This is a genomic window from Mycolicibacterium arenosum, assembly GCF_024320865.1.
GTDB lineage: Bacteria > Actinomycetota > Actinomycetes > Mycobacteriales > Mycobacteriaceae > Mycobacterium > Mycobacterium arenosum.
The window spans coordinates 59,515-73,315 of sequence record NZ_JANDBD010000008.1; the positions used below are offsets into that span (position 1 = coordinate 59,515).

Below are 13,801 nucleotides of genomic sequence, written 5' to 3' on the forward strand. Positions count from 1 at the left end.
TCAGCTACAGGCCGCGATGACCATCTCGCGGACCAGCGCGGCGTCGGCCTGACCCTTCGTCGCCTTCATCACCGCGCCGACGATCGCGCCGGCTGCAGCCACCTTGCCGCCGCGGATCTTCTCGACGATGTCCGGACTGGCCGCCAGCGCCTCGTCGACGGCCGCCTTGATCACGGAGTCGTCGCGCACGACGGCGAGCCCGCGGTCGGTCATCACCTGGTCGGGTTCGCCCTCACCGGCCAGCACGCCCTCGATCACCTGGCGGGCGAGTTTGTTCGACAGCTTGCCCTCGTCGACCAGCGCGATCACCGAGGCGACCTGCGCGGGTGTGATCGCGAGCGCGTCGAGTTCGACCCCCGCCTCGTTCGCCTTCTGCACCAGGAAGTTGCCCCACCACGCTCGGGCCGCCTCGCTCGGCGCGCCGTGGCCGACAGTCGCCGCGACGAGGTCGATGGCACCGTTGTTCACCAGGTCGCGCATCACCTCGTCGGAGATGCCCCACTCCTCCTGAATCCGGTTGCGCGTCAGCCACGGAAGTTCGGGGATGGTCTGCCGCAGCCGCTCGATCACCTCGGTGCTCGGCGCGACCGGCTCGAGGTCGGGTTCCGGGAAGTACCGGTAGTCCTGGGCGGTCTCCTTGCTACGACCGGCGGTCGTGTGGCCGTCCTCGTGAAAGTGCCGCGTTTCCTGGACGATTCGGCCGCCCGCCTCGAGAATCGCCGCCTGCCGCCGCATCTCGTAGCGGACCGCGACTTCCACGCTCCTGAGCGAGTTGACGTTCTTCGTCTCGGTGCGTGTGCCGAACTCGGTGGCCCCAATCGGCTTGAGGCTCAGATTCGAGTCGCACCGCATGGAGCCCTGGTCCATCCGGACGTCGGAGACTCCCAACGCCCGCAACAGATCCCGCAGCGCGGTGACGTAGGCTCGGGCGATCTCCGGCGCGCGTTCGCCGGTGCCCTCGATCGGCCTTGTGACGATCTCGATGAGCGGTACGCCCGCACGGTTGTAGTCGAGCAGCGACGTGGTGGCGCCCTCGATGCGACCGGTGTCGCTGCCGAGGTGCGTCAGCTTGCCGGTGTCCTCCTCCATGTGGGCGCGCTCGATCTCCACCCGCCACGTGGTGCCGTCGTCGAGCGGCACGTCGAGGTAACCGTCGACGGCGATCGGTTCGTCGTACTGGCTGATCTGGTAGTTCTTCGGCTGGTCGGGGTAGAAGTAGTTCTTCCTGGCGAACCGGCCCCAGGGTGCGATATCGCAGTTAAGCGCCAGACCGATCCGGATCGCCGACTCGACCGCGGCCTGGTTGAGCACCGGTAGCGACCCCGGCAGGCCCAGGCAGACGGGACAGACCTGGGTGTTCGGCTCGCCGCCGAAGCGGTTGGCGCAGCCGCAGAACATCTTGGTTGCCGTGGACAGCTCGACGTGCACTTCCATGCCCATGACGGGCTCGTAGCGCGCGATGACCTCGTCGTAGTCGAGCAGTTCGGCGGTCGTGACGGACATGGGGACGATCCTAGTGTTCAGCTCTCGACGAGCTTCGGGTGCACGGCACCGCGGCCGCGTGAGGAGAACGCGCTATCCGAAGAACTCCGCGGCGTCGTCGTAGCGGGTCTGGGGCACCAGCTTGAGTTGCTTGACCGCGTCGGCCAGCGGAACCCGGCCGATGTCCTGGCCGCGCAGCGACACCATCATCCCGAACTCACCGGAATGGGCGGCGTCCGCGGCGTTCACGCCGAATCGGGTGGCGAGCACGCGGTCGTACGCCGTCGGAGTACCGCCCCGCTGCACGTGTCCGAGCACGGTCACCCGGACTTCCTTCTTGATCCGCTTCTCCACCTCGATGGCCAGCTGCTGGGACACCCCGGTGAACTTCTCGTGGCCGAACTCGTCCATTCCGCCCTGACGCAGCTGCATGGTGCCCTCGGCCGGTTTGGCGCCCTCGGCGACGACGCAGATGAAGTGCGACGAGCCGTGCTGGAAGCGCTTCTTGACCAGCCGGCACACCTCCTCCACGTCGAAGGGCTGCTCGGGGATCAGTGTCATGTGCGCGCCGGAGGCGATTCCGGCGTTCAGCGCGATCCAGCCCGCGTGCCGGCCCATCACCTCGACGAGCATGACTCGCTGGTGGGATTCCGCGGTGCTGTGCAGCCGGTCGATCGCCTCGGTGGCCACCTGCAACGCGGTGTCGTGCCCGAAAGTGACGTCCGTGCAGTCGATGTCGTTGTCGATGGTCTTCGGAACGCCGACGACGGGCACGTTCTCCTCGGACAGCCAGTGCGCCGCGGTCAGCGTGCCCTCACCGCCGATGGGAATCAGCACGTCGATGCCGTTGTCCTCCATCGTCTGCTTGATCTGGTCCAGACCCGCCCGAAGGATCTCGGGATTCACCCGCGCCGTGCCGAGCATCGTGCCGCCCTTGGCCAGCAGCCGGTCGTTGCGATCGTCGTTCGCCAACTGGATGCGGCGGTCCTCCATGAGACCGCGCCAGCCGTCGAGGAAGCCGACGACCGACGACCCGTAGCGCTGGTCGCACGTCCGCACCACCGCCCTGATCACGGCGTTCAGGCCTGGACAGTCACCGCCGCCGGTGAGTACTCCGATACGCATGGTGTGTATCTAACCCGGTTACAGCGCGGTCGGCAGCGATCCGCGCGCGGCCTCGTAGGCGGCACCGACCCGGTAGAGCCGGTCGTCGGCGAGTGCGGGCGCCATGATCTGCAGACCGACGGGCAGCCCGTCGTCCTCCGACAGTCCCGATGGCACCGACATTCCGCAGTGGCCCGCGAGGTTCAGCGGCAGCGTGCACAGGTCGAAGAGGTACATCGCCAGCGGATCGTCCACCTTCTCCCCGAGCGGGAACGCCGTCGTCGGCGTGGCGGGCGACACCAGCACGTCGACGGATCGATACGCCTCGTCGAGATCTCGGGCGATGAGTGTGCGGACCTTCTGCGCCTGGTTGTAATACGCGTCGTAGTAGCCCGCCGACAGCGCGTAAGTGCCGATCATGATGCGGCGCTTGACTTCCGGGCCGAACCCGGCCGCACGGGTCAGCGCCATCACCTCCTCGGCGCTGTGCGTGCCGTCGTCGCCGACCCGCAGTCCGTAGCGCATGGCATCGAACCGCGCGAGGTTGCTCGACACCTCCGACGGCAGGATCAGGTAGTACGCCGCGAGCGAGTGGTCGAAATGCGGGCAGTCGACTTCGGACACCTCGGCGCCGAGCGCGGTCAGCTGTTCGACCGCGGCGTTGAACGACGCCAGCACCCCGGCCTGGTAGCCGTCACCGCGCAGTTGCTTCACCACCCCGACGCGCACGCCCTTCAGGTCGCCCGCGGCACCCGCCCTGGCCGCGCCGACCACGTCCGGAACGGCGACGTCGACGCTCGTCGAGTCACGCGGATCGTGCCCGGCGATCACCTGGTGCAGCAGCGCGGTGTCGAGCACGGTGCGCGCGCACGGGCCGCCCTGGTCGAGTGACGAAGCACACGCGATCAGCCCGTACCGCGACACCGTGCCGTAGGTCGGCTTCACGCCGACCGTGGCGGTGAGCGCCGCGGGCTGGCGGATCGACCCGCCCGTGTCGGAGCCGATGGCCAGCGGCGCCTGGAACGCCGCCAGCGCCGCCGCGCTGCCGCCGCCCGACCCGCCGGGCACCCGCTCGACGTTCCACGGATTGCGCGTGGGCCCGTACGCGGAGTTCTCGGTCGACGACCCCATCGCGAACTCGTCCATGTTGGTCTTGCCGAGAATCGGCGTCCCCGCCGCACGCAGCTTCGCGGTCACCGTCGCGTCGTACGGCGAGCGCCAGCCCTCGAGGATCTTCGACCCGCACGTCGTGGGGGCGTCGGTGGTGGTGAAGACGTCCTTCAGCGCCAGCGGCACCCCGGCCAGCGGCGAGGGGAGCGCGTCTCCGGCCGCCACCGCCGCGTCGATCCGGCCCGCCGCGGCCAGCGCCTCATCCGCGCCGACGTGCAGGAACGCGCGGTAGGTGTCGTCGGTGGCGGCGATCTGATCGAGGCACGCCTGCGTGACCTCGGTCGAGGACACCTCCTTGGCGGCGATCTTCGCGCCCAACTCGGCGGCCGAGAGCTTGATCAATTCGTCGTCATGCCTGCTCATTCCGATTCCCCCAGAATCCGCGGCACCGCGAACCGGCCGTCTTCGGCCTTCGGCGCCGCCGCCAGCGCCTCGTCCTGGGTCAGGCACGGTTCGACGTTGTCGGGCCGGGTCACGTTGACGTCCTTCAGCGGGTTGTCTGTGGCTTCGACACCGGTCACGTCGACGGCCTGGATCGCACCGACGTGGGCGAGGATCGCGTCGAGCTGGCCGGCGAACCCGTCGAGCTCGTCGTCTGTCAGTGCGAGTCGGGCCAGCCGCGCCAGGTGGGCGACGTCATCCCTGGAGATCTGAGACACGTCGAATAACCCTAGTCACGCGCGCCCGGCGGGCCGCATCGGACGTGGCGATGGACCGTGAGCGGCCGGCTGCCGAGTCGCTGAGCCACCCACCCCATGCGACAGTGTTGCCCGTGCCGTCATATCTGCTGCGGGTCCAGCTGGAGGACCGACCCGGCAGCCTGGGCTCGCTGGCCGTGGCGCTGGGCTCGGTGGGCGCCGACATCCTGTCCCTCGACGTGGTCGAACGCTGGTCGGGTTACGCCATCGACGACCTCGTCGTGGAGTTGCCCGCCGGCGCCATGCCCGACACGCTGATCACCGCCGCGGAGCGGTTGGAGGGCGTCTACGTCGACAGCATCCGACCGCACACCGGATTGCTCGAAGCCCATCGCGAACTCGAGCTCATCGACCACGTCGCCGCGGGCGGCACCAGGGAGGATCGGCTCCAGGTCCTCGTCGACGAGGCTCCGCGAGTGCTGCGCGTCGGCTGGTGCACGGTGCTGAGCCTCGCCGAGCCCGGCCTGCACCAGGTCGCAGGCAGTCCCGGCGCTCCCGAGACCCAACCCGGTACCGTTCCGTGGCTGCCGCTCGAGCACGCCGAGGCGCTGGACGGCTCCGCGGACTGGGTGCCGCAGGTGTGGCGGGACATGGACACGACACTGGCGGCGGCGCCGCTCGGTGACGCGCACATCGCGGTCATGCTGGGGCGCCCCGGCGGCCCGCTGTTCCGGCCCTCGGAAGTCGCGCGGCTCGGCTACCTCGCGGGAATCGTGGCCACGATCATCCGCTAGCGGCAATCAGGCGTCCACGGCTGCGCCCATTGGCGTCCGAACAGGGGCCATCGCGGTGAAAGAATCGAGGCCATGCCCACCAGGGGAGCGCGAGCCGGCTGGTACCTCGACCCGGACGACCCGGCGCACATACGCCGGTGGAACGGCAGACAGTGGGCAGTTCCGAGGCCCCACTCCCCGTCGAGGGGTCGAAGCACTGTTTTCAGCCGGACCTTTGTCTGGGGTGTCATGATCGGCCTGGCCACCGGAGGGGGTGGCGGGACCGCGGTGTTTCCCGTGATCGGCACGATGATCGGCGCGATGATCGGCGCGATCTGCGGCCTCATCGTCGGCGTGCCGCTCTCGGTGATCGTCGCTCTCGTCGTCGACAGCGCGGCCCGCGAGCCGTCCACGGCGGCGTCCTATCTGCGGACCGTGGATGTCACGCTGGTGGTACTCGCGGTGACGATGGCTGTGCTGGCCGCTTTCGTGATCGGCGAACTGGCCTCCGCGGCGATCGTGATGTTCGCGATCGCGGTCGTCGGTCTCGCCGTCATCCGCCCCCGCTTACGCCGCTTCGTGCAGTACCCGACTCAGTCCGACTCGTCGGCGCTCTGCGGTCCCGCTGCCAACAACTGACGGAAGCCGTCCTCGTCGAGCACCGGCACTCCGAGTTCAATCGCCTTGTCGTACTTGGACCCCGGCGAATCGCCCGCCACGACGTAGGCGGTCTTCTTCGACACCGAACCGGCGGCCTTGCCTCCGCGCACCAGAATGGCCTCCTTGGCCTCGTCGCGGGAGAACCCGGTGAGCGATCCGGTGACGACGATCGACAGACCCTCGAGCGTGCGCTCGATGCTGGCGTCGCGTTCGTCGGCCATCCGGACGCCGGCCGCCCGCCACTTGTCGACGATCGCCCTGTGCCAGTCGACCGTGAACCAGTCGATGACGGCGTCGGCGATGGTCGGGCCGACACCCTCCGCCGCCGCCAACTGCTCCTCGCTGGCGGCCTCGATGGCGTCGAGGCTGCCGAACTCCTGCGCCAGGGCGCGTGCGGCGGTGGGCCCCACGTGCCGGATCGACAGCGCGACGAGCACCCGCCACAGCTGCTGCGACTTGGCCCTGCCCAGATTGGCGAGCAGCCGTTTGCCGTTGGCGCTCAGCTCGCCGGCCTTGACCCGGAACAGGTCGGTGCGCAGCAGATCGTCTGCGGTGAGCGAGAACAGGTCGCCCTCGTCGGTGATGACGCCGGACACCAGCAGCGCAGTTGCGGCCTCGTAGCCGAGGCCCTCGATATCGAACGCACCCCGGCCCGCGACGTGGAACACGCGCTCCCGCAACTGCGCTGGGCACGACCGTGAGTTCGGGCATCGGATGTCGGCGTCGCCCTCCTTCGCCGGTGCCAGCGTGGTGCCGCACTCGGGGCACTGCGTCGGCATCACGAATTCGCGTTCCGTGCCGTCGCGCGCGTCGACGACCGGGCCCAGCACCTCGGGGATGACGTCGCCGGCCTTGCGGATGACGATGGTGTCCCCGATCAGCACCCCCTTGCGCTTCACCTCGGACCCGTTGTGCAGCGTGGCCTGACTGACCGTGGATCCCGCCACCTTGACCGGCTCCATGAACGCGAAGGGGGTCACGCGCCCGGTCCTGCCGACGTTGACCTTGATGTCGAGCAGCCTGGTGGTGGCCTCCTCCGGCGGGTACTTGTAGGCGATCGCCCACCGCGGCGCGCGTGACGTCGCGCCGAGCCTGCGCTGCAGGGCGACGTCGTCCACCTTCGTCACCAGGCCGTCGATCTCGTGCTCGACGTCGTGCCGGTGCTCGCCCCAGTAGGCGACGCGGTCGGCCACGGCCTTGATGCCCTTCACCTTGACCGTGTGCGTGGACACCGGCAGGCCCCACGCCGCCAGCGCCAGATAGGCGTCGTGGAGGGTGGGCGGGTTGAAGCCCTCGGATCGGCCCAGGCCGTGGCAGATCATGTGCAGCCTGCGGCGCGCGGTGACGGCCGGGTTCTTCTGGCGCAGCGAGCCCGCGGCGCTGTTTCGCGGGTTGGCGAACGGCGGCTTGCCCTCCTCCACCAGGCTGGCGTTGAGCGCCTCGAAGTCCGTCAGGCGGAAGAACACCTCCCCACGCACCTCGAGCACCGCGGGAACGGGGTACTCCGCGCTGGCGGTCAGCGTTTCGGGGATGTCCTCGATGGTGCGGGCGTTGAGCGTGACGTCCTCGCCCGTGCGCCCGTCGCCACGGGTGGCGGCCCGTTCCAGCCTGCCGTCGCGGTACACCAGCGCCAGTGCGACGCCGTCGATCTTGAGCTCGCACAGGAAGTCGGGGTCGTCGCCGATCTCACCCGTCAGGCGCGCCGCCCAGGCCGTGAGCTCGTCGGAGTCGAACACGTTGTCCAGCGAGAGCATCCGCTCGAGGTGGTCGGCGGAGGTGAAGTCGGTGGCGAAGCCGGCACCCCCGACCAACTGCGTCGGCGAGTCCGGAGTGCGCAGCTCGGGGTACGTCTCCTCGAGTGCGGTGAGCTCGCCCAGCAGGGTGTCGAACTCGCCATCGGAGACGATCGGCGCGTCTTTGACGTAGTAGCGGAACTGATGGCCGCGAACCTCGTCGGCGAGTTCCTGCCAGCGCCGACGGACATCGGGGGCGACGGAATCCTCGGGCAGGTCGGGCGTGCTCACGGGGAAAGGCTAGCGAAGGGCACCGACGAGGCGGCCGGCTCATCCGCGGTATTCGACGAACGTCGCCATTCCGCCGTTGAGGTGGTAGTCGTTGTGACAATGCACGATCCACCTGCCGGGGTTGTCGGTGTCGAAGTCCACCGTCACGGTCTCGCGCGGCGGTACCAGCACGGTGTCCTTGCGCGGCCCCGGCCCCGCCGGGCCCTGCACCTGGAAGGTGTGCCCGTGCAGGTGCATCGGGTGGAACATCATCGACGTGTTGACGTACCGGAGCCGAACCCGCTGGCCCCGCGCCAACTCGATGCCGCCGTTCGGCGGGTCGTAGAGCGCGCCGTTGATGGGCCACGTGTACCCGGCCAACGGACCCGCGAGCTTCAAATCGACGGTTGTGTCCGGATTTCGTTGCGGGAGAACCACATCCGGCAACGGTGTCAGCGTGGATGTGTTGACCGGGGCGCCGGCGCGCAGCGACGCCACGAACGCCGGGACGTCGGTCGCGGCGGGTTTCGCGTCGACGCGCAGGCTCATCATCGCGAACCCGTCCTTGCCCTCGGGGGCGGCGACGACCGGCACCGAACCGGTGATCGTGACGACGGCGTCGGCGCGCTCCCCCATGCCGAGGATCACCGAGTCCGCCCGCTGTGGCACCACCGGGTAGCCGTCGGTGTGGGTGATGGAGAGTGGGACGCCGGGCACGCCGACACGGAACGCGGTGTCCGCGCCCGCGTTGACGATGCGCAGCCGAATACGTTGTCCCGCTCGGTAATCGCGACGCTGTGGATCCCTGGTGGTGCGTCCGTTGACGAGGAAGTAGGGATAGGTGACGTCACCTCCGTCCTCGCCGAGGGGCAGCGTCGGACTGAGCGGCGGACCGCCGCTCGCCATCGGTTTCATCCCCGTCCGCCGCAGGTTCGCGAACACCGCATCCGGATCGGTGCCGGTGCCGTCGATCCAGTCGTCGAGCACGATCACCAGTTCGTCGTCGTAATCCGATCCGTCGTCGGGGTCCTCGACGATCAGCGGCCCGTACATGCCTCGGTCCAGTTGGGTGCCGACGTGGCTGTGCAGGTAGTAGGTGCCGGCGTCGGGCACCGTGAACCGGTAGCGGAACGTGTCGCCGGGTGCGATCGCCGGTTGGGTGAGCACCGGCACCCCGTCCATGTCGTTGGGAATCGCCAGCCCGTGCCAGTGCACCGTGGTCTCCTGCGGGAGCCGGTTGGTTACCGTGGCGTCGAGCAGGGCGCCTTTGCGGAGGCGAATCTCCGTGGCGGGGACGGTGCCGGTGTAGGTCCACGTGCGGACGGCCAGGCCGCCGAGATCGACATCCGCCTCCGCGGGCGTCATCGTGACGACGACGGCGGGCGCGCCCGTCCGGTCCACGGCGGGCGTCTCGCCGGCGCGGGTCGAACAGGCCCCTGTGACGCCCGCAACCGCGCCGACCGCCGTCACCTTGAGGAATCCGCGACGGCCCAGCACATCAAGATCGTCGCATCTCGCTCATCTGCGCGGGACGATAAAGTGCGTTCCGTGCCGCATCCGATCATGTTCGGCGACGACGACCCCGGCCTGCGTGAACTGCGGGACATCGCGCTGAGCTACCCCGAGGCGTACGAGAAGGTGTCGCACGGCCGGCCCGGTTTCTTCGTCTCGAAGATGTTCGCCATGTACGGCGGGTCCACGAAGGAGACCGGGATCATGCGCGCCGTGCCGCACTGCGTCATGGTCAAGGTCGAGGAGGCCGAGCGCTCGGCGTTGCAGCAGGACGAGCGCTTCTTCCACCCCGCCTACCTGGGCCCGTCGGGCTGGCTCGGGCTGGACTTCTCGGTCGCCGAGGTCGACTGGGCCGAGGTGCGCGAACTGGTCGACGCGTCGTATCGACTGGTCGCGTCGCGGAAACTGATCAAGCTCCTCGACGAAGCCTGACCCGACACCCGCGTTCGCATGGTTCGATCGTCTCGATGAGTTTCGCAAGCCCGTACCCCCAGGTCCAGATCCCCACGACGAGCCTCTACGACTACCTGTTCGCCGATATCACCGACGAGGACGCCGATCGCGTCGCCCTTGTCGACACGCACACCGGCGCCGAGACCACCTACCGCGAGATGATCGCGTCCATCAACGCGCTCGCGGGGGCGTTGGCGCAGCGCGGTATCGGCGTCGGCGACGTGGTCGGGTTGCACGCACCGAACAGTTCGGCGTTCGCCATCGCCTTTCACGGCATCCTGCGTGCGGGCGCCACCGCCACCACGGTCAACGCGCTGTTCACCGCCAAGGACATCGCCAAACAGCTGACCGATTCGCGCGCCACCCTGCTGGTGACCGTGACAGCGCTGCTGCCACAGGCACTGGAGGGCGCCGAATCCGTCGGGCTGACCAAGGACCGCATCGTCGTCCTGGACGGACCCGGCCAGTCAGCTGACGGGCACCCGAACGCCGCCGACCTGCTGGGCCCGGCGCACCCGGCCCCCGAAGTCGCCATCGACCCGGAAACGCACCTCGCGGCCCTGCCGTACAGCTCCGGTACCACCGGGAATCCCAAGGGAGTCATGCTGACTCACCGGAACCTGGCGTCGAACGTCGCCCAGATCAGGCCGATCCAGGGCATGACCGCCGACGACCGCATTCTGGCCGTCCTACCGTTCTTCCACATCTACGGAATGACGGTGCTGCTGAACGCGGCCCTGCACGCGCGGGCGCGGCTGATCATCATGCCGAGCTTCGACCTCGCCAAGTTCCTCGGCAGCATCGCCGACCACAAGTGCACCTTCGCGTTCATCGCGCCGCCGGTCGCGGTGGCACTGGCCAAGCACCCGCTGGTCGAGCAGTACAACCTGTCGACGATCACGGGCATCATGTCGGGTGCTGCGCCGCTGGACGAGGATCTGGCCGAAACGGTCGCGAAGCGGTTGAACTGCAAGCTGGTTCAGGGCTACGGCATGAGCGAACTGAGCCCGGTCAGCCACGTGACACCGTTCGACGGCGGCCACGAACTGATCGGCAAGGTGGCACCGAAGAGCTCGTGCGGCTGGACGGTGCCCAACGCCGTCAGCAAGATCATCGACTCCGAGACCGGGGCCGAGATCGATCCTCCCGCTTCGGGTCTCAGCGACACCGGCGAGCTGTGGTTCAAGGGGCCGAACGTCATGGCCGGCTACCTGAACAACGATTCGGCCACCGCGGAGACGATCGACGCCGACGGGTTCCTGCACACCGGCGACCTCGCGCGCGTCGACTCGACGGGCTGCGTCTACATCGTCGATCGGCTCAAGGAGCTCATCAAGTACAAGGGCTACCAGGTGCCGCCCGCGGAACTCGAGGCCGTGCTGCTGACCCATCCGCAGATCGCCGACGCCGCCGTCATCGGCGTGGTGGACACCGAATCCGGCGAGGAGGTGCCGAAGGCGTTCGTGGTCAAGCAGGCGGACGGTGACCTGTCGGAGGACGACGTCATGCGCTTCGTCGCCGAGAACGTCGCCCCCTACAAGAAGGTTCGGCAGGTGGCGTTCATCGACGCGATCCCGAAGTCCGCCTCCGGCAAGATCCTTCGCAAGGATCTGCGCGGCGCTTAGAAGGCCGTCACGGCCGCCACGCTGACGAACATGCCGTGACCGCTAACGTCATTGGTGAATCGCGTCCCGGTCGAGTTGGGTTCGACGGTCCACCCCTTCAGGTGGAACACCTGTCCGTAGGTGAGCACCAAGTCGTTCTGCGGGGCGGCGTAGTCGGTCGACGGCATGTTGGACTGATTCCAGCGCAGCGGGCCTCCGCCGGCGTCGACCCATACGTTGTTGTCGCGGTATCCGTGCTCGACCGGGGCGTTCATGAAGCCGTCGACGCTGTTGCTCTGGCACCCGACGTTGTCGGGTTGCACGATGCACCGCACCTTGCGCGACTCCGTCGTCACGAACTGCTGGTCGGGATCGGGCTCCGCGTGCGCACTGGGCGTGAACGCCAGTGCCGCAATCGGATTCACCACGAAGACCGATGCCAGCACGAGCGGGAACGACACCATGAGGCCCCCTGGAGCGCTATCGACTGGCCAGCGCCGCCGCCGCGCGTGCGGCGAGCGCCTGGCGGTAGCCCAGCCACACCCCGGCGAGCGGAATGAGCACCAGCCCCGCGAGACCGAACAGCGCGTTGTCGTTGCCACCCGGTCCGATGGGGCTCCAGATCTCGGAGGTCACCCACGGAAGCGGTGCGTCGGGGTCGGGGATCGACGCAGCCGGGATCGGTGCGATCACGACGGGCGGCAGGGGCGCTGCGGGCGCCTCGGTCACCTGCACCGGCGTGGCAACGGGAGCTTCGGCACCGGCCGGCCCGATCGACGGCACGCCCGGCGTCCGACCGTTGCCGACGACGACCGTCGGCCGCTTGATCGGCACTTCCGCGAGCGCCGCCCCGCCGCCGCTTACCGGGACAACCGGTTCCGCGGTGGCGGTTCCGGGTACCGCCGGCGCGTCAACGGGACCGACCGACTGCACACCCGCCGAGTCGGACTCCGCGGTCGCGGTTCGAGTGGCAGTCACGCCACTGGTGATGCCCCCGCTGGTCGAGTCGTTCGCGTCGATCCGCTCCGAACCGCTGTCGTCCTCGGCGATCCGGAACCGATCGGTGTCCGTCGACCCGTCGTCGTCGCCGCCGCGGTCGTGTCGGCCTCGGTTGTCACCGGATCTGGAGTCGTCGCGGGAGTGATCGCGGTCGCGACGATCCTCGTGTCCACCGCGGTCACGTCCGTGGTGACCTCGATCGCCGCGCGAGTGCCCGTGTCCGGGATCAGCTGAGGCAACGGCGATCCCCGGACCGCCGATGGTCACCACCGCGGCCACCAGGACGGTCCCCGCCGCCACGCGCCTGCGCATACGCGCCACTTCCTGTCCCACTCGTGTCGCCAGTAGCAGGATAGCCGCCGACGGCCGCACGTTGACTGTTTGGGCGATTACCCGTCGGGATCTTGCGCGAAACGGTCGGCAACCTTCTGCGCCAACTCCACGGCGGCGCGCGCCCACTCCGGTGTGGCGCCCGAAAGTCCACACGCCGGGGTGACACCGATCCGGTTCTGGAGCACCGAGCGCTCGAACCCCAACCGGTCGGTGAGCGACGAGACGGCCTTGGCGACCTCGTCCACCGAGGGGTGCCGCTCGGGCGCCGCGGCCGGCACCACGCCGAGAAGCACCACCCGACCCGAGTCGACGAACTCGCCGATGCCGTCGAGGTCCGCAGGCGTCAGCGTGGCCACGTCGACGGACACCGCACGAAGAGCACTGCGCTGCAACGCCTTCCATGGCAATTCAGGTGCGCAGCTGTGCAGCGCCACCGCGCCGCCGACGCGCCCGACGCACTGGTCGAGCAGGTTGGTCGCGACGGGCTCGTCGACGGGGTGCACCGAGGACATGCCCGTCACACCCGTCAGCCGGCCGGCCAGTGCGGCGGGCAGCAGCGGCTCGTCGAACTGGACCAGCACCTGCGTCTCGAGCCGCCGCGCGACGTCGGCGCGATGCAGCGCGACCCCCTCGGCCAGGCTCTCGGTCAGGTCGCGCAGCGCACCGGCGTCGGTGATCGCGCGGTGCCCGCTACCGAGTTCGAGCTGCGCGGCCAGCGTGATCGGGCCCGGTGCCTGGACTTTGACCGGGCGGCCGCTACCGCGCAGTCCCGCGTTCTCCCACGCCTCCTCGAGCGCGTCGACATCCTCGCCGAGCAGGCTCACGGCGCGCCGGGCGACGGAGCTCCGGCCCGGCGCGATGCGATATCCGCGCGGCACGGTGTCGATGCCGATGTCCACCAGCAGCGCGCCAGCCCGGCCGATCATGTCGGCGCCTACGCCGCGAGCGGGCAGTTCCACCAGATGCGAGAGCTGATGCAGTTCGCCGACCACCACCGCGGCGGCCTCCCGTGCGGCGTTACCCGGCCACGAGCCCACCCCGGTCGCCCCGGCGAAGTCAGTCACGCGGCC

General features: G+C 69.2%; 13 protein-coding genes. 4 read left to right on the plus strand and 9 right to left on the minus strand.

Annotated features, from left to right (window positions below; translation table 11 throughout):
• The 4 genes from gatB to gatC all read right to left on the minus strand — a co-directional run bounded on the left by gatB (position 1) and on the right by gatC (position 4,415).
• On the minus strand, positions 1-1,503 hold the full coding sequence (gatB, locus tag NM203_RS19375; RefSeq protein WP_255061849.1) for an Asp-tRNA(Asn)/Glu-tRNA(Gln) amidotransferase subunit GatB: 1,503 nt from the start codon (positions 1,501-1,503) through the stop codon (positions 1-3).
• 72 nt (positions 1,504-1,575) lie between these two features.
• The gene (locus NM203_RS19380; RefSeq protein WP_255061850.1) at positions 1,576-2,607 is read right to left on the minus strand and encodes an ATP-dependent 6-phosphofructokinase; all 1,032 of its coding nucleotides are present in this window, start codon (positions 2,605-2,607) and stop codon (positions 1,576-1,578) included.
• Between the two features lie 18 nt (positions 2,608-2,625).
• The gene (gatA, locus tag NM203_RS19385) at positions 2,626-4,119 is read right to left on the minus strand and encodes an Asp-tRNA(Asn)/Glu-tRNA(Gln) amidotransferase subunit GatA (RefSeq protein WP_255061852.1); all 1,494 of its coding nucleotides are present in this window, start codon (positions 4,117-4,119) and stop codon (positions 2,626-2,628) included.
• Complete coding sequence (gatC, locus tag NM203_RS19390) at positions 4,116-4,415, minus strand: Asp-tRNA(Asn)/Glu-tRNA(Gln) amidotransferase subunit GatC (RefSeq protein ID WP_255061854.1); 300 nt, start codon at positions 4,413-4,415, stop codon at positions 4,116-4,118. The genes gatA and gatC overlap by 4 nt, the downstream gene beginning before the upstream one ends.
• Before the next feature lie 113 nt (positions 4,416-4,528).
• Here gatC and NM203_RS19395 point away from each other — a divergent pair, with 113 nt between their 5' ends.
• Together NM203_RS19395 and NM203_RS19400 are read left to right on the plus strand one after the other, a co-directional pair.
• The gene (locus NM203_RS19395) at positions 4,529-5,188 is read left to right on the plus strand and encodes an ACT domain-containing protein (protein ID WP_408633379.1); all 660 of its coding nucleotides are present in this window, start codon (positions 4,529-4,531) and stop codon (positions 5,186-5,188) included.
• Positions 5,189-5,416: 228 nt separating this feature from the next.
• The gene (locus NM203_RS19400; protein WP_255061856.1) at positions 5,417-5,806 is read left to right on the plus strand and encodes a hypothetical protein; all 390 of its coding nucleotides are present in this window, start codon (positions 5,417-5,419) and stop codon (positions 5,804-5,806) included.
• Here the strand turns inward: NM203_RS19400 and ligA are convergent.
• Together ligA and NM203_RS19410 are read right to left on the minus strand one after the other, a co-directional pair.
• Positions 5,761-7,851 (minus strand): NAD-dependent DNA ligase LigA, encoded by a 2,091-nt coding sequence (gene ligA, locus NM203_RS19405; RefSeq protein ID WP_255061862.1) that lies wholly within the window; start codon positions 7,849-7,851, stop codon positions 5,761-5,763. The two genes, NM203_RS19400 and ligA, sit on opposite strands and share 46 nt — an antisense overlap.
• Before the next feature lie 39 nt (positions 7,852-7,890).
• Complete coding sequence (locus tag NM203_RS19410) at positions 7,891-9,327, minus strand: multicopper oxidase family protein (protein WP_255061863.1); 1,437 nt, start codon at positions 9,325-9,327, stop codon at positions 7,891-7,893.
• A gap of 51 nt (positions 9,328-9,378) precedes the next feature.
• On the opposite strand from NM203_RS19410, the gene NM203_RS19415 reads away from it, so the two are divergent.
• Both NM203_RS19415 and NM203_RS19420 read left to right on the plus strand, forming a co-directional pair.
• Positions 9,379-9,774: an MmcQ/YjbR family DNA-binding protein gene (locus NM203_RS19415; protein ID WP_255061864.1), complete on the plus strand. Its 396-nt coding sequence runs from the start codon at positions 9,379-9,381 to the stop codon at positions 9,772-9,774.
• A gap of 35 nt (positions 9,775-9,809) precedes the next feature.
• A complete protein-coding gene (locus NM203_RS19420; RefSeq protein WP_255061865.1) occupies positions 9,810-11,420 on the plus strand; it encodes a 4-coumarate--CoA ligase family protein in 1,611 nt (536 codons plus the stop codon).
• Here the strand turns inward: NM203_RS19420 and NM203_RS19425 are convergent.
• The 3 genes from NM203_RS19425 to NM203_RS19435 all read right to left on the minus strand — a co-directional run bounded on the left by NM203_RS19425 (position 11,417) and on the right by NM203_RS19435 (position 13,795).
• Complete coding sequence (locus tag NM203_RS19425) at positions 11,417-11,863, minus strand: hypothetical protein (RefSeq protein ID WP_255061867.1); 447 nt, start codon at positions 11,861-11,863, stop codon at positions 11,417-11,419. The two genes, NM203_RS19420 and NM203_RS19425, sit on opposite strands and share 4 nt — an antisense overlap.
• Before the next feature lie 16 nt (positions 11,864-11,879).
• Positions 11,880-12,710 carry a hypothetical protein gene (locus NM203_RS19430; protein WP_255061871.1) on the minus strand — a complete coding sequence of 277 codons (831 nt, stop codon included), beginning with the start codon at positions 12,708-12,710 and terminating at the stop codon, positions 11,880-11,882.
• A 77-nt stretch (positions 12,711-12,787) separates the two neighbouring features.
• Positions 12,788-13,795: a uroporphyrinogen decarboxylase/cobalamine-independent methonine synthase family protein gene (locus tag NM203_RS19435; RefSeq protein WP_255061872.1), complete on the minus strand. Its 1,008-nt coding sequence runs from the start codon at positions 13,793-13,795 to the stop codon at positions 12,788-12,790.
• Positions 13,796-13,801 lie beyond the last annotated feature (6 nt).

Coding starts and splice junctions, on each gene's coding strand:
- gatB (WP_255061849.1), bottom strand. CDS start 1,503: ATGTCCGTCACGACCGCCGAACTGCTCGACTACGACGAGGTCATCGCG.
- NM203_RS19380 (WP_255061850.1), bottom strand. CDS start 2,607: ATGCGTATCGGAGTACTCACCGGCGGCGGTGACTGTCCAGGCCTGAAC.
- gatA (WP_255061852.1), bottom strand. CDS start 4,119: ATGAGCAGGCATGACGACGAATTGATCAAGCTCTCGGCCGCCGAGTTG.
- NM203_RS19400 (WP_255061856.1), top strand. CDS start 5,417: ATGATCGGCCTGGCCACCGGAGGGGGTGGCGGGACCGCGGTGTTTCCC.
- NM203_RS19420 (WP_255061865.1), top strand. CDS start 9,810: ATGAGTTTCGCAAGCCCGTACCCCCAGGTCCAGATCCCCACGACGAGC.
- NM203_RS19425 (WP_255061867.1), bottom strand. CDS start 11,863: ATGGTGTCGTTCCCGCTCGTGCTGGCATCGGTCTTCGTGGTGAATCCG.
- NM203_RS19430 (WP_255061871.1), bottom strand. CDS start 12,710: ATGCGCAGGCGCGTGGCGGCGGGGACCGTCCTGGTGGCCGCGGTGGTG.